We start from the raw sequence: 23,862 nt of genomic DNA, 5'->3' as shown, positions 1-23,862 counted from the left end.
CTGCGCATAGGCGAGGTCACACAGCGACAGATCGATCTCTACAAAAAAGTGGGGGTTACGCCTCCAACCTCGTTACAGTAACCCGGGAATGTAGGATGCATAGAAAACAACTATCCATGCCTGCATTTATTTTAACAACCAATCCAAGTCGGCCACTAAATCGCTGCTAAGCCTAGCAGAATAACCAGAGCGATATAGTGGCCATTTCTGTGGTCTTTTCTCCCGGGTCATCCTCATCCGCAGCACCTTGGCAGCCTGGCTAAGCTTTCCCTTTAGCCCTCCAGCTGCCAAAGAGCTGCTAGGTCCTTCTTGGTGCAGACTAGCCCCTATGAAAGCGTATAGATCCTGAAGCTAGACTGCACTTCCTGCATTCCTCACCAGCAACAGAACATCGGACCCCACCCCTAGCCCCTCCCCATTACAAGAGATAAGCTATCGTTTCAAGTAAGTGCTCCTGAAATTGCCGGCGTCTTACTCCCTTTTCTTCCCCTCTCCCTTCCCCCGACCCCCCTACACCCTCACCCCAACTTTCGAGGTAAGCGGACTATTGACACGGGGGATTATGGAGAGGGGAAGAAACCAACCCATGGCCTGAGCTCTCAGTCCATGGTCGACGCCTGGGTTAGCTGTATCTAGTAATTTGACTCGATGGGGAGGGGGAATACATTTGAAGATTGAGCGACAAAAAGCAACAAACTACGACAAAGGAATTTTTGAATAGTTTGTGTAAATATTAGGTAGTTGTAAATACAATCAATAATATTGAATTCTACAGAATGACAGAAGTTAATATTGAAGGGTCAAATCAAAATATAGGGGGAAGCGCCATGAAAATATTGGAAAAAACAAGATGCAAGCTGGGAGTCTTTTTATTTATTTTTATTATGTTTGGAATATTATTGCCTACCAAATTATTTGCTGATATATCGCAGGATATTTCAGGACATTGGGCTGAAGAAGTTATTCAGGACTGGATAGCTGAAGAACTGGTTACAGGTTATCCTGATGGAACAATTAGACCAAATGATGATGTAACCCGAGCAGAATTTATGACAATGATTAATAAAGCCTTTGGCTTCGAAAGTAAGGAAGATATACACTTTCCAGATGTTTCAGAGGAAGCTTGGTTTTATGATGCAGTTCGTATAGCAGTTAATCAAGGTTACATAGGGGGGTATTCTGACGGAACTATAAAACCATTAGATCCAATTAGTCGTCAGGAAGTAGCTGTAATTTTAGCAAACATATTTTCATTGGCTGAAGATATATCTTATGCAAGTAGTTTTATTGATGTAAGTACAATTCCTGAATGGAGTAAAGGGTTTGTGGGATCTGTAGTTAAGGCTGGTTTTATGAGTGGTTATCCAGATGATAGCTTCCGTCCTGTTAATACTATTTCTAGAGCTGAAGCTATACAATCAATTCAAAATGCAAGAATAAAACATACTTTAATAAGCGAAGATGGTATCTATGGACCGAAACAAGGAATAAAGACCTTAGCAGGTGACTTAAATATAAAAGCAGAAAGCACAGTATTACAGAATTACAATATTAAAGGTAATTTAATTATCTCTGAAGAAGTCGGCAATGGAGATGTAACACTTAATAATATCACAGTAGAAGGTACTACATATATCCGCGGAGGCGGGGCTGATAGTGTTTATATAAACGGTGGAAAATTTAATAGTATAATCTTTCAAAAACCATCTACTGGTGCTGTACGGCTGGTAGCTAACGATGTTAACGATTTGCAGGTAGTGGTTGCTGAAGAAGTTAATAATCAGCAAGTTAGATTAGAAGGAAATTTTGAAATGGTTACTATTGATTCAAATAGTGCAACTATAGAAGTTAAAAACTCAAGTATAATTGAAGAAATAGCAATTACAGAAAAAGCAGAGAAGGTTTCAATTAATCTTTCCTCTAATAGCATGATAGAAAAAGCGATTATAAACAGTTCAGGTCTTTCGGTTGATGGAGAAGGCTCAGTTCAGTCTATAGAGGGCACACAGAAAGAGAATGTTAATTTTGGAGCGAGTGTTAAAACTCCTGAAAACGCTACTAATACTAACACAAGCAGCAGTAGAAGAAGTCCACCCCCTAGTCCAAGTAAAGTTGAATTAACTGATATAGCACAAATAGAAGGCACACTAGAAGTTGGATCTGAATTAGTTGCTGGTTCCGTTACACCCACAGGCTCAACAGTCTCTTATCAGTGGTTGATCTCAGAAACTGAAGATGGAACTTATGAAGAAATTTCAGGAGCGAACTCAAATAACTATACTCCCGTTGAGGATGATCTTGGGAAATATTTAATGGTAGTAGCTACTGGGACAGGAGACTATACGGGAAGTGTCACTAGTGCCGTAATAGGCCCTGTAGCAACTCCGGCAAAGTACTTTGAATTTAACGAAGGTGTTATTACTGGATATGACATTGATGGTGGATTAGATGTAGTTATTCCAAGTAAAATTAATGGTGTAAATGTTACTGAAATTAGCGAACAGGCCTTCATGAGAAAACGACTTAATTCAGTTATTATACCAGATAGCGTAACAAGTATAGGTCAAAGAGCGTTTTCTAGCAATAGCCTTGCATCAATTAGTATACCGGATGATGTAACAAATATTGGTGAAAGTGCATTCTCGGGGAATCAGCTCAAGTCAGTGATTATTCCATGTGGTGTAACAAATATTGGGAACAGAACATTTGCTTCGAACAACTTAAAATCAATTGTTATTCCTGAGAATGTAAGCAGTATAGGTGATAGAGCATTTATAGGAAATAAGATTAAATCCATTACAATACCAGATAGCGTGATAAGTATCGGAAATGGTGCATTTGCTGGTAATGGTCTTAGTGTATCTGATATTAACCTAGGAGCTGGCATTACAGATTACTGGATATATAATCCTAATGATACTCAAGAATTAATTGGCCATATTGCAGGAGGTAATAACGGTGAATTAGTAATACCAGAAGGTGTAATAAGTATCAGTGATGGGGCATTTGAAAATAGTTATTTAAATTCTGTAATTGTACCTAATACAGTAGAAAATATTGGAGATAGGGCATTCAGAAATAATCTGATTGATGAAATATATTTACCTGATTCAGTAACAAGTATTGGAGACTGGGCATTCACGTATAACAGCATTAATTCAGTGTCTATTCCAAGTAATGTAAATGATATTGGTATGTACACATTTATGAATAATCAACTTACATCAGTGGATATTCCAGAGGGTGTAACAAGTATTGGTGATAGTGCATTTTCATATAATCAACTTAAATCAGTTGATATACCAACTAGTATTACTCATATTGGTACTCGAGCTTTTTTTCATAATCAACTAACAGAAATAGATGTTCCTGAAAATTTGACAAGAATTGGTGAAGAGGTTTTTGCATCGAATAACATTAAATCTGTTACAATCCCTGATAGTGTTCGAAGTATAGATTATAGGGCGTTTAAAGATAATCAGTTAGCTTCTATGGTTATTCCGGATAGAGTAAGAAGAATTGAAGGAGGAGCATTTGCAGGCAATGGTCTCCATGAAACGGATGTTACATTGGGTGCAGGAGTTACGGATTATTGGATATATAATTATAGGGATGAGCAGGAAGTTAATGGGCATATCTTAGGTGGAAATAACGGAGTGTTAGAGATACCAAATGGTGTGACTAGCATAAGTGCAAGAGCTTTTGAAAACAACTCCATTACAAATGTGTCAATACCTGATACAGTAACTAGTATTGGTGAGGGTGCTTTTAGTCGCAACTCAATTATCGACGTAATATTACCCGCTAACTTAACAATTATTGAGAGAAATGTATTTATTGATAATAAGATTTCTAGCATATATATACCTAATGGTGTTACTACCATAGATGAAGGAGCATTGGCTTATAATGAGCTTACTACTATAGAGTTACCTAAAAGCTTGACCCAAATTAATACGGGTGCACTTCAGGGTAACCAACTAAGGAGAATAACAATAGGATCAAATGTCACAATAGAGGATAATCTACTTGGTGGTAGAAATGGTAACGACTTCCGTGAAATCTATGAAACAAAAAGCAGAGAAGCAGGTACATATATCCGTTTACAATCAGGGATATGGGAAAAACAAACAGGAGAAATTAAAGTAATAGAAATACCTGATGCTAATTTAGAACAAGTAATCCGAGATGAGCTGAATATGCCTAGAGGGGATATTACAGAAAATGATATGGCTATTATTACTAGTTTAAGTACATCTGGATTAGATATTAGCAATCTAGAAGGCTTGCAGTATGCAGTTAACCTAAACACATTAAATATATCAAGGAATGAAATCGAAGATATATCAGTTTTAAGCAGCCTGATAAATTTAAAAAATCTTTATATATGGGATAACCCAATAAGTGAGATAGATGTTTTAACCAACCTAGTGAACTTAGAACGACTCGAAATCAGAAGTGATTTAATAGAAGATATTTCGACTCTTGAAAATTTAAGCAAATTGCAAGAACTAAGATTATTTGGAAGCTATAATGATGTTAGTGTCCTAAATAATTTAATAGGATTACAAGAGCTAAGTCTTAGTAGCGATGAACTTATTGACATTTCACCCTTAAGTGATTTACCGGAACTAGAAAGACTATCATTATATGGAAAAAATGTTACAATAACATCACCACTAGTAGGTTTTGAAAAACTAGTGCATTTCAGCTTTGAAGGCAGCCAAAGCAATATCATATCTTTGCTTAAAAACCTTACTAGTCTTAAATCAATCAACCTTTGGGGTAATCAAATTGAGTACATATCTAATGAAGATATCAAAGTGTTAAATAATATGCCTTATATAGAACAACTTAACTTAGGGAGTAATCAAATTAAGGATATCTCTAATTTTTCTAATGCGTACCTACCGAACCTTAAAGATCTTGGGCTAGGGGAGAACAATATTAGCGATATATCTGCTTTAAGCGGACTAACTAGTTTAGAGAGACTTCGCTTAGGTGGTAACGCCATAGATGATATTACTGCTCTAGGGTATTTAAATAATCTAGTTGATCTTTCTATAGAGAGGAATCGTATTAGTGATATTTATGTTATTGCGAACTTTAATGATCTCGAATATCTAAACATTATGAGTAATGAAGTCAGTGACATAACACCTTTGCAAAATCTAAATAGTTTGGAATATCTTAGTATAAATGATAATAGAATAGCGGATATCAAGCCTTTTATTACAAGCTATAAAAATAGTGGACTCGATAACCTAGTAATAATTAATCTAATGAATAACTTTTTAAGTCTAGAGGGAGGTTCTGAAACACTTTCAGATATTCAGTTTTTAATTAATCAGGGAATACATATTAGATATGAACCCCAGAAGTCTTTTAATACCGTAGAGTCTATAGTTAGTGTTGCTATAGATAACTATGCTAAAGCTCGACCACAATCGGGTCTAAATAATGCAGATATAGTGTATGAAACTTCAGTAGCACCAGGAATAACAAGATATCTTGCTTTATTTGACCTGGATAAGCAAGTAGAAAAGATTGGACCAGTTCGTAGTGCGAGAGAACATATTGTTAATATTGCATCATCACATAAAAGTGCATTGGCACATGCTGGAGGGAGTACAGGCGCTTTAAATCTTATTCCATCTGCTCCAATAATGAGCTTTGATGAAATTTATGGTTCCAGAAGGTATTTTTTTAGGTCTGACAACAATGAAGCTCCATACAATCTATATACTAGTACAAGTCGAATAATACAGGGGGTTGAAGATAGAAATACAGTATTAGTTTCTCCAGACAGATATAGTACAGGTGAAAATGAAGATGGGATAAATATTGAAAAAATTAGTGTTAAATTTTTAGGACAGAATTTTGATACTGAATTTAGATATAATGGCCTTAATTATGAAAGGTATGAAAAAGACTCTCCGGTTTTACTAGAGGACGGAGCGATAATAACTGCTGACAATGTAGTGGTTCTTTACGCAGATCATGAAAAAGAATATGTTGAAAGCATTGACGAGTGGGTGATTAATGTTAATTTAATAGGATCAGGTCCAGCGACCTTTTGTAGAGATGGTAAAGCATGGAGTGGGGAATGGCAAAAAACATCTATGGAATCAGATATTGAATTTACCCTGAATGAGGATTTATATAAATTTGCCCCGGGTAACATATGGATACTGATAGTACCAAACTAATAGTAATTCCTTGATAATCATCTGCCCACACCGTAACCACTTTTTGACCACGTAATCATGGAAAAAAGGTAATTTCCTGTAAATCATGTTACGAAGCAAAAACGCTGAAACCATTGGTATCACTCGCTCTGGAAAATTAGTGTTCTAGATGTTACAGCTGGCAATGTCAAGCCAGACATGATGTAATAAATACAGTGTTTGAAGTGAAAACAAAATACAATTTATGTTATAATGAAGTAACTATAATGCGCTAGTTTGGAGGTGCAGAATTATGAATGAGATAAAAGAAGAAGCAAAAAAACTTATAGATAGATTACCAGATCAAGCTACTTGGGATGACATTATGTATCAAATGTATGTAAAAAAGAAGCTAGATGTATCTTTAAAAGCTGCGGAAGATGGAGAGGTAGTTTCTCATGAAGAAGTTAAAAGAAGGTTGCTATTGAGATGATTGTTTGGACGGAACCAGCAGTGTCTGATTTAGAGGCTATTAGAGATTATATTAAAAGGGATTCTTTAGTTTACGCAGATCGCTTTGTAGAGAATGTAATTGAAACCGTTGAAAAGCTTAATTCTTTTCCTAGAATGGGGAGAGTTGTACCAGAAGCAGAAGATGAAAGTATTAGAGAAGTTTTGCTGTATAATTACCGTATAATCTATAAAGTTGAAAAAAGCCAAATTTTAATATTAGCACTTATACATGGCGTAAGGGATTTAACTAATAAAATAAATAAGCCATGGAAAAGCTAGATTAATATTATGAATTAAATAGTTAAATCTCTGCCGTACAGCATAATTAGCCAGGCACATGATTTTTTTGTATGTCATGGTACTGCTACGGGAACAAAAAACCATAAAAAAACACATCAAAAAACAAAAAGGCACTCGATAGCCGAGTGCCCGAAACCCAATAAAATAAAGGGTTTTAACTAATTTTAACAAAAATTAAAAAGTTCTATCGAGCTTTTGGTAAGGTGGAGGTCGTAACATAGAGTAACTTCCAAAAAATATCAATTACACTCAGACCTAACTTATTGTCTAAGGTTATAATAAGAGTAACAAAAAAGTAACATAAAAGTAACGCAAGCATGTAAAAAGCATTAATTTGTGTTAATCAAGTTACAGGTCCAAAGCCCGTAAACCCCGTCATGACGCGCTTTCGTGAATTGGTGTTAATTATGTTACAGTTAGCTATTAGATGCCAGGTATGATGTAATAAATACAAAGCATGGAAGTTAAAACCTTACTCGCTATATGTTATAATGAACGTAGTGAATAAACTGTTTTTTTGGAGGTGACTTGGCATGGGTGCTGAGGAAATTTTAAAACAAGCACTAAAGCTTAAGCCCGAAGAAAGGTTTATGGTGGTGGAAGGTTTAATAAAAAGTATAGATAAGACGGATAAGAAACTAGATGAATTATGGGTCATAGAAGCAGAAAAGAGACTTGCAGCGTATCGAGAAAGAAAATTAGAAGGTGTACCGATGGAAGAGATATTTAAGGAAGAGCATCGAAAGCCAAACTATTGGATAGGAAGAGACGAAACATAAGTACACATGGGTTTTAGGGAACAGGTGATACTATATTAAAAGGTTCTCATGTGGTTGGGGTGTAGAGGTCACCTCATATCAGGAAGTTTTTTTCTGCTCAATAAGCTGTCCATTTTATGGGCGGCTTTTTTGGTACGATAAAAGTGTAAATGCAAGACATCATTTTAATGGTGTTGATTTGCAGGAATATTAATTCCATTTACCTGGCTGTATGGCTGATGGTGAAACTATAGAGGAAGCTGTGAAAAATTTAAATGAAGCAAAAGCGTCGTGGATTGAAACGATTTATTTTATACCACTTAGCACGAGAGGTAGGGCATAAAGGAAAAGAAGTGACTTGATAGTCATTGTATTGAGGTAATAGTTTAAGCAGTATCCCTTACGACAAATAATATTATTTGCATAAAAACTGAAATATGGTATAAATAACTTAGCCGGAAAAATCTAGCTTTTTTTATACACAAAATTAACTGATGATCCGATTGTAATGGAGTGATAGAAATGCAAAAAATAGGTTATAAAAGAATATCTCTGGTTATTTTATTGTTAAGCATATTCACACTATGGTTCACATCTCCTAAGCAACATACTACGACCCTACAAGGAATTTCATATCAATTAGGTACAGAAAATACTCACATAGAAAAAAGAGTAGAGATATATTTAGATGGTAAATTACAAAGAGGCTTACTCGGGGATATTATTTTTAAAGGAAATATAGATATAGAAAATGTTAATTTTCCTGTTCCAGAAAATGAAAGACAAATAACAATTAAAAACGGGGAAGGACATTTAGCTTGGGGATGGTATGAAGATGGTAATTCTAGAACATATTCTTACGGAACTATTCTTACAGATGAAGAATTTAAGCAAATTACAATTTTAAAACATATTAGTGCTAATAGTAGTACTAATAATAAGGGATGGACTTCGAAAGATGGACATACGATTTCCGCACCTGCAAATAATCGCATGGAAGCAATAGAAATAACAAATAAATTAAAACCAAAATTAAAAGATACCTAGTTGAACAGTCAACGTTAGGTTAACCTACATTACAATGGTACCAGGCATGCATAGGAAATCAACTATCCATGCCTGCCTCTATTTTAATAACCAATCCAAGCCGGCCACTAAATCGCTGCTGCTAACTCTAGCAGAATAACTAGAGCGATATAGTGGCCATTTTTGTGGTCCTCTTCCCGGGTTATCCTCATCCGCACCACCTTGGCAACCTTATTGATTTACAATTAAAATTGACCCCTCATTTACAAGTAAAAATGACCCCCTAGAGAACAACGCCTCGTGTTAAAATATTATGTCACAATATTTTAGCAAGGAGGTCAAGGGGTGAAAGATGTGTATGATTGTGAGACTGTTAAAAGACTGTTCAAAAGTGGAATGAAGATAAAAGCAATTGCTAGAACATTGAATATGTCTAAGAACACAGTCAAAAAACTAATTAAAGCAGAGGGGGCTCCTAGATACAACAGAGAATATTACAAAACCAAGACTGATGAATACGAAGATCAGATAACTAAGTGGTATTTAGAAGATGATTTCAATGGAACTAGAATCTTTAGGGAATTGAAAAAGCATGGATATGACGGAAGCATTAACCCAATATACAGGTGCTTAAAAAAGCTAGCAGATCAAAAATCAGAAATAAGCAAAGCTGCTTGTGAAAGAATTGAAACTCCTTACGGTGATCAAGCCCAATTTGACTGGTCTCCGTACAAAATGGTGATAGGAAGTAATTTGATTGAGGTAAACTGTATGACCATGATACTTTCAGCCTCTAGGAAAAAAGCTGGAGTATTTTCAAAAAATGTAGATGCCGATTCGGTCTATGAAGCAATCCAAGAGCTTTTTGAAGATCTAGGAGGGGTTACTAGAGAACTCTTGATAGATAATCCAAAAACCCTGGTTCTAGCTAACAATAAAGGACACGAAGTAATCTTTAACAGGAGTGCACTTAACTTAAGCTTTCATTTGGGAACTGAACTCAATGCTTGTGCTCCCTACAGAGCTAGAACAAAAGGCAAGATAGAAAAGCCTTATCAGTACATAGAAGAACAATTTGTAAAGGGTAGTAGGTTTGATTCACTGGAGCATCTAAATAAAGAATTCAAAATATTTCTGGAAGAATTCAATGAAAATGTGCATGGAACAACAAAGAGAAAACCAAATGAAATGTTTTTAGAAGAAGCCCAGCATCTATTACCAATACCGAATAAAAGATACCTGCATCAATCACTTCAGGAGAGAATAGTAAGCAATGACTGCTATGTATCAGTTGATACAAATAGGTACTCTGTTCCTGCTAAATACGTGGGTAAGAGTGTAAAGGTAAGAAAGGTATATGGATACAAGCTTGAGATATACAGTAAAGAGATGCAATTAATCTTCACCCACAATTTAGTAGAAGGGAAAAACGAAGTTAAAAAAACAGAGGAACATTATGATGCCATAAAAGCAAAGGCACCTAAATCAATACCTGAGATTAGGAGACAATTTGTAAAGAGCTTTAGCTGTGGACAGGTTTATCTAAATAGAACTAGTAAGATACTTACTCAGCAAAGCTACCATATGAGAGAGTTTTTAAAGCTTAAGGAATTATACAGCAATCATGATTTAGAACTGATACTTAGTTATTGCATTAATAATGAAATTTACAGGATAGAGGGCATCAAAGAAGTCTTAAAAGACAAGTACTTTGAGATAGTCTTAGAGGAAAAGAGTATTGATAAGAGCAATATCGCAGAGGCTGAATTCAATTCAAAAGACCTTGCCCCTGATGGACTTATAAGAGACACATCATATTATGAGGGGGGTCAAAATTGAATGTAAAACCGTCGATTTACAGTGAAAATAACACCGTGGAAGATATCCTAAAGAGCTTTAGGTTGCTTGATATCTATGAAAACCTGGAGGAACAGATAAAAATAGCTGTAGATAACAACCTAAGTCATAGGGAATTTCTTGAGAATCTTCTCCATATTGAACATCAAGGCAAAAAAGAAAGAAGAAAGGAAAGAAACATAAAAGCTGCAAAATTTGAGAAGATAGCAACTCTTGAAGAATTTGACTTTTCATTTCAGAAAAGCATCAATATGGCACAGATAAAAGAGCTGGCAACATTAAATTTCCTGGAGAAGAATGAGAATATAATACTCATAGGTCCCAATGGAGTAGGTAAAAGCCATATAAGTCAGTCTATAGGACTAAGAGCATGTGAAGAAGGAAAAAAAGTGCTGTTTACACCAGCAATTGAGCTGATAGAAAGACTTGAAACAGCATATGAGGAAGGGAAATTAAAAGAATTTTTCAAGAAGCTATCGAGAATAGACCTACTAATAATAGATGAGTTTTCTCATTTCAAAATGAACAAAGAAAAAGAGAGCATATTTTTTCAACTTATCCGCCAAAGATATGAAAAAAGCTCCCTAATAATAACTACCAACATCCCATTAGGATCATGGGATCATATATTTACCAGTAAACTAGCAGCTACAGCAGTGCTGGATCGTCTAGTTCACCATTGTCACGTAATCAGTATACCAGGAGACAGTTATAGAGTAAAGGCAAAAATTAAGGAGGATGAATTTGAGAGCCAACGACATAGACCTTAACAGAATAGTAGAAGTATTTAATAGTGAAGGTAAAAAGGCTGCAGCAGAGTTCACGGAAAAAGAATACTCCCGAAAGTATTCAGTTATCCAAAAAAGAATCAAAGAAGAAACTAATTATAATTATAATAGGAATACACGGAAGTATGAACTGAAAAAAGAGGAAGTAAATGCTGAATTCATGACCCTTGAAGAACTTTGTGAGGAAAAGCCAGAAAGAATTAAAACTATTGAGGATAGGTCGAACTTTGACCTTAATCCTCATATAGAGAATTCAATGTTTAAAGATATAATAATTAATCTTATGAAAGATAAAATGCAAGAGATGAGCAAATATATTCATTTAGAGCAAAGCACCAGGCTTGTTCTAATCAGCATAAAAAAGCTCGAAGCAAATGGATACAAAGTCATTTTTGACTGACATTTAAGCTATAGCTAGAGACTCTAGGGGGTCAAAATTAAATGTAAAAAACTAAAAAAAGGGGTCAATTTTACTTGACAATCTACAGCAACCTGGACAAGCCTTCCCTTTAGCTCTTCAGCTGCCAAAGAGCTGCTAGGCTTAAAACATGAATTTTTTCCAAATTAAAAAGGTTAATATGTAAGTAAAAATTGTAATCCAAAACTCATATCTATAGCCGTCACTATAGTACCATAATCGATATAACGGCTGTCTTTTTTGGTCTTTGTTAATAGGCCATAAGAAGTGTATACCATTGTCAGTAAATGAGTCAGCAATAAGGTGAAATAGATAACCACAATAAAAACCTATTAGTGGAATTAAGATAGGAAAATATATACCTAAACTTTTTAGATAAAAATGTAGCAATACTACTGGCAGAAAGAAAATGGCGGTTGCTACTAAAGAGCAGAGAAAAGAATGTGTAAACCCCCTGTGTTCAAGATCAAAGGTGCTATCAAGTTTATCAGGTAAAATTGAAGAATAAAAAGGAATTACTGCTAAGGCCAATAAAATAAAACCAAATAATTTGCTTTGAGCTTGGTATAAAGATGTAATAACTGTTGAATAGGTAAAGACACCTATAGCTCTATGAGTTTTCCATCGCAAAACATCACCCTCTATCATGTATATACACAGGAAGGGTGAAAATGATTATGTTTTATATATTAGTAAAGTTCTGTTGAATATTTTGGGATTAGAAAAGTCCAAGCTTTAATAGATTAATTTGTACTAGGACAAATTTTTTTCAGCATACCCATGTATAAAAAGTGGGTGGTTAATTATTATGAGAATAAGAAAAATCCCCATAAAATTAATTATTGAAGAGAACAAATACAGAAATAAAGTAGAGGATAAATCATTAATTCTTAGTATTAGAGAGAAAGGTTTAATGGAGCCATTAATTGTAGAGGGGCCTGTCTTAAAATATAAATATCTATTAATAGAAGGATATCGTAGATTAGCTAGTTTGAAAATATTAGGATATAAAACCATACCGTGTGTAGTAAAAGATGTGAGTTCTGAAGAAAGTAGAATTTTAAAGCGTCTAACTGTGGAATTTAGTACTAAGAAAAAAACAAGCTATGAACTAGAAAGAATGATGGAGTTTTTAATAAACAAAGGGTACACAAAAAAGCAAATTGCAAAAGAAATAAATGTAAGCATTTCTACGATATATAGATATACTAAAACCATAGGAAAAGAGACTGAAATAAAAAGGAAAGCTGAAGCAGCTGGTGTTGATAAGTCTGGAATAGATGATATTATTAATATTCCTGATATAACCCCAGAATTAAGAGAACAATTATATTTATGGTATATAGATAAGTTGTTTAAGGCTTATCATGTTAGGTCGATTAAATTAATAACAAAAACTCAGTATTTTAATAGTTTGCCAACAGAATCTCAACACAGTTGTATATGGAAGGCAATTAATGATACAAAATTTGAAAAAGATAAAGCAAAAAGAATTGTGTTCTTAGAAACAATAAAGCATTTTACTGAGGAAGATTTAAATAAGTACATATTTGGGTATGTAATTGACTCACTTAAAGAGATTAACGAAGTATGTGAAAATCAAGACTTTATTAATAGTCTTACTGTGGAGCAGACTAAAAAAATAAGTAGAATACTTGAAGAAATACAGCTAAAAGCTAGTAATCTTAAAGAAACAAATACACCTTATCAAAACCAAGAAAACGATAATGTTATAAAGAATATAAAATTTTTAATATAGTTATCTGGGCGTTAATCACTAGAACTAAAAACAGTCAAGTCATGATTTTAAAGAAATCTGGCTTGACTATTTTGCTTATAGGATTCTATCTAACGGAAAAATAATCCAAATATATACATAATGCAGGAATTTGCCTATAATAAATTGAAACTTACTATTGATAACACACAAGTAAGAAATACTAAGAATTAACAACGAGGTGGAGAAACTATGGCTAAAACTAATGATAACGGCAACGGAGCCAATATAGGTTTTGAAGAAAAACTATGGCTAGCAGCAGATAAAATGAGAAATAACATGGATGCTGCCGAGTACAAGCATGTAGTACTGGGACTAATTTTCTTGAAATACATTTCGGACGCTTTTGAAGAGATGTATCAAAAAATAGCAGCCGAGGAGTTTGGAGATCCCGAGGATAGAGACGAATACTTAGCTGACAATATCTTTTGGGTTTCTAAAGAGGCCCGATGGAATAATATTGTGGATAATGCCAAAAAGCCTACAATAGGTCAAGTGATTGACGAGGCTATGGTGGCTATTGAGAAAGAAAACCCTAGCTTAAAAGGTGTACTGCCTAAGAACTTTGCTCGGGCAGATTTGGACAAGACCCGTTTAGGTGAACTAGTAGACTTAATCGGTACTATCAGTGTGGGCGACAAGGAAAGTCGATCTAAGGATATTTTAGGGAGAGTTTACGAATACTTCTTAGCTAAATTTGCCAGTGCTGAGGGAAGAGGGGGAGGCGAGTTCTATACCCCACAATCGGTGGTAAAGCTTTTAGTTGAAATGCTACAGCCTTATAAAGGAAGAATATTTGACCCCTGCTGTGGCTCTGGTGGCATGTTTGTCCAAAGTGAAAAGTTTGTGGAGTCCCACCAAGGTACAATTGGAGACATTCACATATACGGTCAAGAGTCTAACCCTACCACTTGGCGCTTATGTAAAATGAACTTGGCCATTAGGGGTATTGACGGGGATATTGGCAAGCATCATGCTGATAGCTTTCACAATAATTTACATAAAAGCTTAAAAGCAGATTATATTATTGCAAATCCGCCCTTTAATATTAGTGACTGGGGAGGAGAGCGCCTGCGGGAGGATGTACGCTGGAAGTTTGGAACACCTCCAGTGGGAAATGCAAACTACGCTTGGATTCAACATTTTATTCATCACTTATCACCAAATGGCACTGCAGGCTTTGTTTTAGCTAATGGCTCCATGTCAACTAATACATCTAGCGAAGGTGAAATAAGGAAAAACCTAATCCAAAATGACCTAGTAGACTGTATTGTAGCTATGCCAGGGCAGCTTTTTTACTCAACTCAAATTCCAGTCTGTCTCTGGTTTACTACCAAGAACAAGGCAGCAACTAAGCATAGAGACCGTAGGGGAGAAATTCTCTTTATCGATGCTAGAAAAATGGGCTTCATGGCCGATAGAACCCATAAAATGTTGAGTGATGAGGATATCAAAAAAATAGCGGATACATACCACGCTTGGAGAGGTCAGCAAGATGTTGGAACCTATGAAGATATAGATGGTTTTTGCAAAGCAGCAAAACTAGAAGAAGTGCAAGAGCATGAATACATCCTAACCCCGGGAAGATATGTAGGCTTAGAAGCAGCAGAGGAAGACGGAGAACCCTTCGAGGAAAAAATGCAGCGACTGACAGATGAACTGGCAGAACAGTTTGCCAAGTCAAATGAGCTAGAGCAGAAGATAAGGAAGAACCTAGGGGGGATTGGGTTTAACTGCCCTTGATATAAAGTAAGAAGGCAGGTTTACCTGCCACGAAGGACGGCAGGTGAACATGTCCCGATATGAAGGAGGATGACAGGTTTGGGTTTTGAAAATAAATCTGAAATCTTGATGTATCAGACAGAGGATGGAAAGATACGACTAGAGGTAAGGATGGAAGATGAGACGGTCTGGCTTAATCAAGGCCAGATGGCAGATCTTTTTCAAACTACTAAACAAAATATAAGTCTGCACATAAATAATTGCTTTAAGGAAGGAGAACTTGACCAAAATGCAGTTGTCAAGGATTCCTTGACAACTGCAGCAGATGGGAAGTTATATAAAACTAAATTTTATAACCTAGATGTGATAATATCTGTTGGATATCGTGTTAAATCCCTACGCGGTACACAATTTAGAATATGGGCTAATTCAATTTTGAAGGAGTATATAATAAAAGGGTTTGCCATGAATGATGATTTGCTTAAAAAAGCAGGTGGAGGAAACTACTTTCAGGAATTATTGGAACGCATTAGGGATATTCGGGCTAGCGAAAAAGTATTTTATCGGCAGGTATTGGATATTTACGCAACAAGCATTGACTATGATCCTAAGGCTGAGATTACAAAGAGTTTTTTTAAAACGGTACAGAATAAAATGCACTTTGCAGCCCATGGACATACAGCAGCAGAAATTATTTATCTAAGAGCAAATGCTGATAAGGCTTTTATGGGAATGACTGCATTTGACAGGGAAAAACCTAGAAAGTCTGATGCTTCTATAGCAAAGAACTATCTAAGCCAGGAGGAAATCAATATATTAAATAGATTAGTTACTGCCTATCTAGAATTTGCTGAGCTACAGGCTATCAGGCAAAAACCTATGTATATGAAAGACTGGGTTGCCAAACTGGACGATTTTATTAAAATGAGTGGCAGTGAACTCCTACAGAATGCAGGCAGAATCAGCCATGAGCAGGCTAAAATAAAAGCTGAGTTGGAGTATGAAAAATATAGAGAGAAAACCAAAGATGAGTTGACCAAAGTGGAAAGGGATTTTCTTAAAAGTATAAGAGAAACCGAAAAAAAGTTAGAAAAAAAGAAATGATTAGAATTTAATTGCAGCATCTCACAGGAGAGTTAGCAGAATAGTTTGCCAAGTCTAATGAGCTTGAGCAGAAGATAAGGAAGAACCTAGGGGGGGAGGGTTTACCTGCCACATAAAAAGGTAGGTGAACCTGTCGCGACATGAAGGAGGATGACAGGTTTGGGTTTTAGTGAATGGGAGGATGCAAAGCTAGGGGATTATGTTACGATAAAGCATGGGTATGCTTTTAGTAGAGAGCAATTTTCTGAAGAGTGTTTAGGACGGCCAATTATAGTCAATATTGGCAACTTTGATTATTCGGGGGGCTTTAGATTTGAAAAAACGAAGGTTAGGGAATGTGCCACAGACTACCCAAAAGAATATGTATTAAAACCTGGAGAGATTTTATTAGCAATGACTTGTCAAACTGCAGGTGGAGAAATATTAGGGATACCTGGAAAGATACCTGATGATGGTAGGTTATATTTACATAACCAACGTTTAGGGAAAATTGAGATTAGAAAGTCGTCAAAAGTTGCATTAGATTTTATTTACTATATGTGCCTCTGGTCAGTGTTTCGCAATGAACTATTTGTAACTGCAACTGGTACAAAAATTCTTCATACAGCCCCTAAGAGAATAGAAAACTTTAAATGCAAGTTTCCACCAATAAAAGAACAAAAAGCCATAGCTTCAATCCTCTCAACTTTAGACGACAAAATCGAACTCAATAACCAAATCAACAAAAACCTTGAAGAAATGGCTCAAGCAATTTTTAAGCGATGGTTTGTAGATTTTGAGTTTCCCTGCCTTCCTGAAAATTATAAATTTTCAGGGGCAGGTAAACCAGAAGACCTGGAAAGGGCTTGTACTTATAAGCGAGTAGGTGGATTGCCCGTTCCCGATGGGGAAAGCTGGTTTGTGTATGTACTATTGTGTAATGATGGCAGCTTCTATAAAGGGATAACCACTGATCTATACAGGAGGTTTTATGAACACTACATTGGCAAGGGAGCTAAGCACACAAAAACCCATAGACCCATTAAAGTAATTCACCATGAGCGCTTTAATTCCCAAGAGAAAGCCAGGAAAAGAGAAGAAGAGCTAAAAACTGGCTATGGTAGAGAGTGGCTTAAGCGAGAGTACGACAAGTATTTAAGCGGTGGTTCACTTGCCTCTCAAACTCGCTTGAAGGTGGCAGGAGAAATGGTGGAAAGTGAGCTGGGATTGATACCTAAGGGGTGGGAGGTAGGAGCGATTGAAGATATAGCTGATGTTGTAGGAGGGGGTACTCCTTCTAAAAAAAGAGAAGATTTCTTTACAAATCAAGGCATCCCTTGGTTAACTCCAAAAGACCTATCAGAAACAAAAGATAAAAAATTTATTTGTAGAGGCAAATTAGATATTACTGAATTAGGACTAAAGAATAGTAGTGCAAAGTTAATGCCTAAAGGCACAGTATTATTTTCATCACGGGCACCTATTGGTTATATCGCTATAGCAAAGAATGATATTACTACAAATCAAGGATTTAAATCGTTAGTTCCTAAAAAGGATATTAATTCTGAATATATATACTATATGTTAAAGTTAATCACTCCTGCTATAGAAAGTAGAGCAAGTGGCTCGACTTTCAAAGAAATATCTGGAGGTTTAATGAAGAAAACAGAAATTATGGTGCCTAATAAAGATGTTATAAATAAATTTGGAGAAATTATTAATTCAATTAGCTTGCAAATACTTAAGAACGAAGAGGAAATAGAAATACTCACAGAAACCCGCGATACCCTACTTCCAAAGCTAATGTCGGGGGAGATTAGAGTACCTATTGAAGAGTAGTCATTTTATGCAGTCTGAGTAAGCATTAGAGTTTATCAGGCGTTAAATAGTACAAGCAGTTAGGGGGAATTGACTTGTCTAATTTCACAGAGGCTGATTTAGAGGAAGCCACCATGGATTGGTTTGAGGAGTTGGGTTATGAACGGGCCTTTGGACCGGATTTGGCTCCTGATGGTGACTACCCAGAGCGGGGAGATTATGCTCAGGTTATCCTGGAGGAGCGTTTAAAGGATGCTTTAATGAGGATTAATCCTGGCATATCTCAGGAAGCTATTAACGAAGCTTTTTTCAAGATAACTGTCACCCAGAGTCCAATCCTAATAGTTAACAACCAGAACTTTCAGAGAATGATTACTGACGGAATAGATGTTGAGACAAGAAGGGAAGACGGCAGTAGTAAGACTGAAAAAGTATGGCTTTTTGATTTTGAGCAGATAGACAATAACGATTGGTTAGTAATAAATCAATTTACAGTAATAGAGGATGGCAAGGATAGAAGACCTGATGTGGTTATCTATGTCAATGGGCTTCCTTTAGTTGTCTTTGAATTAAAGAGTAGCTCTAATGAAAATGTGAGTATTACAAAGGCCTATAACCAAATCCAAACCTACAAAAAGGACATCCCCTCTTTATTTGTATATAACGCCTTTAATGTGATTAGTGATGGCTTTAATGCTAGAGTTGGCAGCTTAACAGCAAATGAAGAACGCTATATGATGTGGCGAACTATCGACGGTGTGGAAGTTGAGCCTACCACAGTCCCCCAGCTGGAAGTGCTGATTAAGGGAATGTTTGAACGGAGGAAATTCCTAGACATCATCAAGCACTTTATTCTTTTTCAGACTGATGGGGAGAATATAATAAAAATTTTAGCCGGTTATCATCAGTACCATGCAGTCAATAAAGCCATGGCTAATACCTTCACAGCTGCAAATCAGCAGGGCGATAGAAAAATCGGGGTAATCTGGCATACCCAAGGCTCAGGGAAGAGTTTGTCCATGGTTTTTTATACCGGAAAGCTTGTGTTAGAGCTTGATAATCCTACCATAGTTGTAATCACAGACCGAAACGACCTAGACGATCAGCTCTATAATACCTTTAGCGCCTCCAAAGACCTCTTGCGTCAAAAGCCGCAACAGGCTAAAGACCGCCAGCACCTACGGGAGCTTTTATCTGTTGCTTCTGGGGGAATAGTATTTACCACAATTCACAAGTTTTCACCAGAGGAAAAGGGGGACACCCAACCAATTTTGACAGATAGAAAAAATGTAATTGTAATAGCCGATGAAGCTCATCGCTCCCAGTACGGTTTCAGTGCTGATGTGGTTCAAAATAATAGCCAGGCTGATATAAAATTTGGCTATGCAAAATACATGCGGGAAGCCCTGCCAAATGCCTCTTATATTGGCTTTACAGGAACACCAGTAGAGCTCACTGACAAAAACACCGCCGCTGTCTTCGGGGATTACATCGACATTTACGATATGACTAGAGCAGTAGAAGACGGAACAACTGTGAAAATCTTTTACGAGAGCAGAGTGGCAAAAATTGAACTGCCAGAAGAGGATATGCCAAAAATAGATGAAGAGTATGAGGAAATAACAGAGGATCGGGAGTTAACAGAAAAAGAAAAGCTAAAGAGCAAGTGGTCTCGCTTAGAGGCATTAGTTGGCTCAAACAAGAGACTAAAGCTAATAGCCAAGGATATGGTAGATCACTTTGAAAAAAGACAAGATGCTGCCTTTGGAAAATCCATGATAGTAGTCATGTCTCGGCGAATAGCGGTAGACTTGTATAGAGAAATAACAAAGTTGCGACCAAACTGGCACAGTGATGATGACGACAAGGGCATGATAAAAATAGTTATGACTGGCACGGCCAGTGATCCAGAAGACTGGCAGCCCTTTATTGGGAACAAGAAGCGCAGGGAATATCTAGCCAAGCGGATGAAGGATGAGGAAGACCCCTTAAAAATAGTTATTGTGCGGGATATGTGGCTTACTGGCTTTGATGTACCAGCCATGGACACCATGTATATTGATAAACTCATGCAGGGCCATAACCTAATGCAGGCTATAGCCCGGGTTAATAGAGTGTTTAGAGATAAGCCCGGTGGACTGATTGTTGACTATATCGGAATTGCGGATTCACTAAAGAGTGCTTTATCCCAATATACAGATTCAGATAAAAAGACAACAGGAGTAGATACCTCTCAGGCAGCAGCACTTATGCTTGAAAAATACGAGATTATCAAAGATATGCTCCATGGCTTTGATTATAGCGGTTTTGCTTCAGGCAAACCCAGTGAAAGAATGAATGTGATAGTGGCAACAGTGGACTATGTTCTAGGATTAGGAGAAGAGAAGAAAAAAGATTTTATCAAATATGTAACAGAGCTATCCAAGGCCTATTCCCTCTGTGCTACTACCGAAGAGGCTAAGAAAATTAATGTGGAGATAGGGTTTTTCAAAGCTGTAAAAGCTGGTATAGTAAAGTTAATGAGCGCAGGAGGTAAGACCAAAACCCAAGAGCAAGTGGACAGTGCTATAAATCAGCTTATCTCCAAGTCCATTATATCCGATGAAGTTGTGGATGTATTAGGTTCAGTTGGCCTTAACAAACCGGATCTCTCCATTCTATCAGATGAATTTTTAGAAGAAGTGAGAGGGCTAAAGCAGAAAAACTTAGCTGTGGAATTGCTTAAAAGATTGCTGCAAGGCAAAGTAAAATCTGTTTCCAAGCGCAACCTTGTTCAGTCGCGAAAGTTTTCTGAGCTTCTAGAAAACTCCATTAAGAAATACAATAACAGAAGTGTGGCTACAAAAGAAATAATTGAAGAGCTCATCAAACTGGCGCAAGAAATGAATGAAGCCCATAGACGGGGAGAGGATACAGGACTTTCTGAGGATGAAATCGCCTTCTACGATGCCTTAGGTGTAAACGATGCAGCGGTAAAAATAATGGGCGATGATGTGTTAAAGCAAATTGCCAAAGACCTGGCCAAATCCATTAAGAGTAATATGAGCATAGACTGGAACTTGAGAGAAAGCGTTAGAGCCAAAATGCGAGTAACAATCAAGCGGCTACTTAAAAAATACGGATATCCACCAGACAAACAACCCCAAGCCATAGATACTGTGATGAAACAAGCGGAACTCATGTGTAGCAACGAAACTTTCTAAATGCCCTTTTTGGGCATTTTTTTTCGCATATTACTTTACAATTACCTATTATTACCTTATAATTAAAACAGAACATAAGTTCGCGTAAAGAGGAGGGGTATTATGTCAACCGTAATACAGGGGAATTTCAACTACGGTGCAACTGAGGGGAATTTAGCTACTACCACGGAGGGATATTTTTATGAGCAGCAAATTACTTATGAATTAAAAAGCGACAAAGGTACAGTAGATAAAATGCTCAATGCTACACCAGAGGAAATAAGGAGTTTGCTTTTAATTAGGAGATATGACTCTGCAACTATTAAATTAATCCTTAAATGTATTGTCAACCTAAAATACTACCAATCCTGCCTAGATGCCTTTCATACACTCGATGGAAGTTCAAAGGAAAACAACTATTATAATTACTGTTACGGCAAGTTTCTAGCCTACCATAAAGTTGCTACTGAACTGCTTCAAAAATGAGGGTTTAGACTATATTGAACTGCAAATCCAGCATATGATATACTGTAGATGAAGCTATTGTTGGTCTAATCGCAGTAGAAAGGAAGGGCTATGAGTATAATAAAACAGCCTCATGATAAGTTTTTCAAGGAAACCTTTCGGGACTTGGAAACCACGAAAGACTTTATGCGAAACTATCTACCAGCGGAAGTTTTGGAGATTACCGACCTAGACAGGATAACCCCAGAAAAAGACTCATTTATAGAAAAAGAACTGGAAGAGACCTTTTCTGACCTTTTGTTTAAAACCCAATTAAATGGGCGCGAAGGATATGTTTACTTTCTTTTTGAACATAAGAGTTACTTGTCACACAGAACTGGATTGCAATTGCTAAAATATATGACGAAAATATGGGAGCGCAAGCTGGGGAAAGGTAGTAAAGAAAAACTACCCCTTATAATACCCTTAGTAGTTTACCATGGAAGTCAAAAGTGGAATATTGATACTAGTATCTGGCAAATGATAGCTGGAGTAGAAGAATTGCCTTCGGGGATAAAAAAATATATCCCAAACTATCAGTACTTAATCTATGATTTATCTCCTTATGGTGATGAAGAAATAAAAGGTGGCGTCAAACATAATGCACTGCAAGCACTTGATCGAATAGAACATCAAGAAAGCGGTATTGACTACTTTGAAACGTTAGTCAGGTATATTATGAATGCCAGGAGTGAACTCAAATTTAGTGATGTACAGGAAATAAGTAAAAACATTTCTCTAGAGAGGAGTGAAGAAATCATGACTGTGGCAGAAGAGCTAATGAAAAAAGGAAAGCTAGAAAGGGATAAAGAAATAATCTTATCAGCGCTAAAAAAGGGTTACTCAGTGGATGATATAGCAGAACTAACCGGAGTAGAGAAAAAGGTAATCTTTGAGTTGAAGGAAAAGGGGATTAATTAAGTCGTGGAGAGATCCATGGCTTTTTTCTTAGCAAAGGTGTACTTGTTGAGAACTTAGGGAAAATAAATGTAACGAGAGCAGAAAGCAGTTGTGAAATAATGTATAATTGAAATAAATGGTGAGGTGACTGCATTTGTCTATCAGTAGCAGGAGAAGCATGATAGATGAAAAGCAAGATATTGCGCCACGATATTCATACATAGGAATGCAATTGCCGTTATACTGGGGGCTTATTGGTAACGAAGAGATAGTATCAGTCAAGACAAGAAGTAAAAATTTGGAAATGAGCGAAGCTAATATCGTGGCGAATAATGAAATTTCGTTTTTCTATATTGTTGCTACTGAACCTTTAAAGGGCTGGGGAGGTATTAATTTAACCGCCTATAATAAATGTGGAGATATACTAGCAACTTATTAACTTTATCTCGAATAAGTTTGATTGCTTCATTCATTACTTCAAACTATATATGGAAAACTATTTGGAATTAATTGCTTATATTGAGCTTTAGAGTTTGGCTGGTTTTAAGCTAGTTATTTCTTGTGGGTGCACAAAAGTACATAGAATATGTGGCAGAGGCACTGATGGAAAGGAATGTGAAAGCAATTTATGAATATTAAAAATGCTATTACATTTGGTGTGTTGATGGTACTTGCTCTGCTAGAGTACTATATAACCTGGCAGATTAATTGGACTTATTATAAAGGTGTTATTATTATACAAACTCATTTTGTTGCTTTAGTAATAATACAAGTATTACATGGATATAGCTTATTTAAAAACAAACCTAAAATAACAACAAAAACAGTGATTAAGCTAGTGGCAACTTATTGTATTATACCATTGTTTTTTATAATTCAGTTGCCAGATATTACTTACAATGAAGCTAAAATTATGGTAGCCCTAAATTGCAATAGCAAATTGAACTAATTTTTCAACTGTAATATTATGGATGGTTTATTCATATAGCAAAGTACGTATTTCTTCTTCAAAAGCTTCATCTGGCGTGAGATAATTTAGTATCTTTCGC

19 protein-coding genes are annotated in these 23,862 nt (G+C 36.3%); 17 read left to right on the top strand and 2 right to left on the bottom strand.

The features are described from left to right. Window positions 1–126: 126 nt before the first annotated feature. Complete coding sequence (locus tag GGQ84_RS12750) at window positions 127–291, bottom strand: hypothetical protein (RefSeq protein WP_429163208.1); 165 nt, start codon at window positions 289–291, stop codon at window positions 127–129. A gap of 536 nt (window positions 292–827) precedes the next feature. Here GGQ84_RS12750 and GGQ84_RS12745 point away from each other — a divergent pair. From GGQ84_RS12745 to GGQ84_RS12710, 8 genes are all read left to right on the top strand, one after another. After that, window positions 828–6,209, top strand: a complete 5,382-nt coding sequence (locus GGQ84_RS12745) for a leucine-rich repeat protein (protein WP_429163206.1) — start codon at window positions 828–830, stop codon at window positions 6,207–6,209. A 271-nt stretch (window positions 6,210–6,480) separates the two neighbouring features. Beyond that, on the top strand, window positions 6,481–6,660 hold the full coding sequence (locus tag GGQ84_RS12740; protein WP_429163204.1) for a hypothetical protein: 180 nt from the start codon (window positions 6,481–6,483) through the stop codon (window positions 6,658–6,660). Next, window positions 6,657–6,959 (top strand): type II toxin-antitoxin system RelE/ParE family toxin, encoded by a 303-nt coding sequence (locus tag GGQ84_RS12735; protein ID WP_429163202.1) that lies wholly within the window; start codon window positions 6,657–6,659, stop codon window positions 6,957–6,959. Before GGQ84_RS12740 ends, GGQ84_RS12735 begins: the two co-directional genes overlap by 4 nt. Before the next feature lie 554 nt (window positions 6,960–7,513). Further along, entirely contained in the window at window positions 7,514–7,759 is a 246-nt protein-coding gene (locus GGQ84_RS12730) for an addiction module protein (RefSeq protein ID WP_429163200.1), read from the top strand. Between the two features lie 501 nt (window positions 7,760–8,260). After that, the gene (locus GGQ84_RS12725; RefSeq protein ID WP_429163198.1) at window positions 8,261–8,785 is read left to right on the top strand and encodes a hypothetical protein; all 525 of its coding nucleotides are present in this window, start codon (window positions 8,261–8,263) and stop codon (window positions 8,783–8,785) included. 324 nt (window positions 8,786–9,109) lie between these two features. Continuing rightward, window positions 9,110–10,603 (top strand): IS21 family transposase, encoded by a 1,494-nt coding sequence (gene istA, locus GGQ84_RS12720; RefSeq protein ID WP_429163196.1) that lies wholly within the window; start codon window positions 9,110–9,112, stop codon window positions 10,601–10,603. Next, complete coding sequence (gene istB, locus GGQ84_RS12715; protein WP_429163194.1) at window positions 10,600–11,391, top strand: IS21-like element helper ATPase IstB; 792 nt, start codon at window positions 10,600–10,602, stop codon at window positions 11,389–11,391. Before istA ends, istB begins: the two co-directional genes overlap by 4 nt. Further along, complete coding sequence (locus GGQ84_RS12710) at window positions 11,360–11,809, top strand: hypothetical protein (protein ID WP_429163192.1); 450 nt, start codon at window positions 11,360–11,362, stop codon at window positions 11,807–11,809. Before istB ends, GGQ84_RS12710 begins: the two co-directional genes overlap by 32 nt. Before the next feature lie 141 nt (window positions 11,810–11,950). On the opposite strand, the gene GGQ84_RS12705 is transcribed toward GGQ84_RS12710, so the two are convergent. Then, on the bottom strand, window positions 11,951–12,475 hold the full coding sequence (locus tag GGQ84_RS12705; protein WP_429163190.1) for a metal-dependent hydrolase: 525 nt from the start codon (window positions 12,473–12,475) through the stop codon (window positions 11,951–11,953). A gap of 160 nt (window positions 12,476–12,635) precedes the next feature. On the opposite strand from GGQ84_RS12705, the gene GGQ84_RS12700 reads away from it, so the two are divergent. From GGQ84_RS12700 to GGQ84_RS12660, 9 genes are all read left to right on the top strand, one after another. Next, window positions 12,636–13,586: a ParB/RepB/Spo0J family partition protein gene (locus tag GGQ84_RS12700; protein WP_429163188.1), complete on the top strand. Its 951-nt coding sequence runs from the start codon at window positions 12,636–12,638 to the stop codon at window positions 13,584–13,586. 210 nt (window positions 13,587–13,796) lie between these two features. After that, the gene (locus tag GGQ84_RS12695; protein ID WP_429163186.1) at window positions 13,797–15,347 is read left to right on the top strand and encodes a class I SAM-dependent DNA methyltransferase; all 1,551 of its coding nucleotides are present in this window, start codon (window positions 13,797–13,799) and stop codon (window positions 15,345–15,347) included. Window positions 15,348–15,455: 108 nt separating this feature from the next. Further along, entirely contained in the window at window positions 15,456–16,430 is a 975-nt protein-coding gene (locus GGQ84_RS12690) for a virulence RhuM family protein (protein WP_429163211.1), read from the top strand. Between the two features lie 150 nt (window positions 16,431–16,580). Continuing rightward, entirely contained in the window at window positions 16,581–18,248 is a 1,668-nt protein-coding gene (locus GGQ84_RS12685; RefSeq protein WP_429163184.1) for a restriction endonuclease subunit S, read from the top strand. A gap of 68 nt (window positions 18,249–18,316) precedes the next feature. Beyond that, window positions 18,317–21,430, top strand: coding sequence for a type I restriction endonuclease subunit R (locus GGQ84_RS12680; protein WP_429163210.1), 3,114 nt, complete (start codon window positions 18,317–18,319; stop codon window positions 21,428–21,430). 102 nt (window positions 21,431–21,532) lie between these two features. Further along, entirely contained in the window at window positions 21,533–21,895 is a 363-nt protein-coding gene (locus tag GGQ84_RS12675; protein WP_429163182.1) for a hypothetical protein, read from the top strand. Window positions 21,896–21,985: 90 nt separating this feature from the next. Beyond that, window positions 21,986–22,834: an Rpn family recombination-promoting nuclease/putative transposase gene (locus tag GGQ84_RS12670; RefSeq protein ID WP_429163180.1), complete on the top strand. Its 849-nt coding sequence runs from the start codon at window positions 21,986–21,988 to the stop codon at window positions 22,832–22,834. 157 nt (window positions 22,835–22,991) lie between these two features. After that, complete coding sequence (locus GGQ84_RS12665; RefSeq protein WP_429163178.1) at window positions 22,992–23,252, top strand: hypothetical protein; 261 nt, start codon at window positions 22,992–22,994, stop codon at window positions 23,250–23,252. Between the two features lie 189 nt (window positions 23,253–23,441). Beyond that, a complete protein-coding gene (locus GGQ84_RS12660; RefSeq protein WP_429163176.1) occupies window positions 23,442–23,762 on the top strand; it encodes a hypothetical protein in 321 nt (106 codons plus the stop codon). Window positions 23,763–23,862 lie beyond the last annotated feature (100 nt).

Origin of the sequence: Desulfitispora alkaliphila (genome assembly GCF_050433185.1) — a bacterium.
GTDB lineage: Bacteria > Bacillota > Desulfitisporia > Desulfitisporales > Desulfitisporaceae > Desulfitispora > Desulfitispora alkaliphila.
Note: the sequence above shows the minus strand (reverse complement) of the source record. Positions and strands in the feature narration are given on the sequence as shown.

Bases quoted from the DNA above. Each gene is read 5' to 3' on its own strand.
- GGQ84_RS12685 (WP_429163184.1), top strand. From the start codon at position 16,581: ATGACAGGTTTGGGTTTTAGTGAATGGGAGGATGCAAAGCTAGGGGAT.
- GGQ84_RS12690 (WP_429163211.1), top strand. From the start codon at position 15,456: ATGTATCAGACAGAGGATGGAAAGATACGACTAGAGGTAAGGATGGAA.
- GGQ84_RS12675 (WP_429163182.1), top strand. From the start codon at position 21,533: ATGTCAACCGTAATACAGGGGAATTTCAACTACGGTGCAACTGAGGGG.
- GGQ84_RS12745 (WP_429163206.1), top strand. From the start codon at position 828: ATGAAAATATTGGAAAAAACAAGATGCAAGCTGGGAGTCTTTTTATTT.
- GGQ84_RS12730 (WP_429163200.1), top strand. From the start codon at position 7,514: ATGGGTGCTGAGGAAATTTTAAAACAAGCACTAAAGCTTAAGCCCGAA.
- GGQ84_RS12735 (WP_429163202.1), top strand. From the start codon at position 6,657: ATGATTGTTTGGACGGAACCAGCAGTGTCTGATTTAGAGGCTATTAGA.
- GGQ84_RS12700 (WP_429163188.1), top strand. From the start codon at position 12,636: ATGAGAATAAGAAAAATCCCCATAAAATTAATTATTGAAGAGAACAAA.
- GGQ84_RS12660 (WP_429163176.1), top strand. From the start codon at position 23,442: ATGAATATTAAAAATGCTATTACATTTGGTGTGTTGATGGTACTTGCT.
- GGQ84_RS12695 (WP_429163186.1), top strand. From the start codon at position 13,797: ATGGCTAAAACTAATGATAACGGCAACGGAGCCAATATAGGTTTTGAA.
- GGQ84_RS12665 (WP_429163178.1), top strand. From the start codon at position 22,992: ATGATAGATGAAAAGCAAGATATTGCGCCACGATATTCATACATAGGA.
- GGQ84_RS12740 (WP_429163204.1), top strand. From the start codon at position 6,481: ATGAATGAGATAAAAGAAGAAGCAAAAAAACTTATAGATAGATTACCA.
- GGQ84_RS12705 (WP_429163190.1), bottom strand. From the start codon at position 12,475: ATGATAGAGGGTGATGTTTTGCGATGGAAAACTCATAGAGCTATAGGT.
- GGQ84_RS12710 (WP_429163192.1), top strand. From the start codon at position 11,360: ATGAATTTGAGAGCCAACGACATAGACCTTAACAGAATAGTAGAAGTA.
- GGQ84_RS12670 (WP_429163180.1), top strand. From the start codon at position 21,986: ATGAGTATAATAAAACAGCCTCATGATAAGTTTTTCAAGGAAACCTTT.
- GGQ84_RS12725 (WP_429163198.1), top strand. From the start codon at position 8,261: ATGCAAAAAATAGGTTATAAAAGAATATCTCTGGTTATTTTATTGTTA.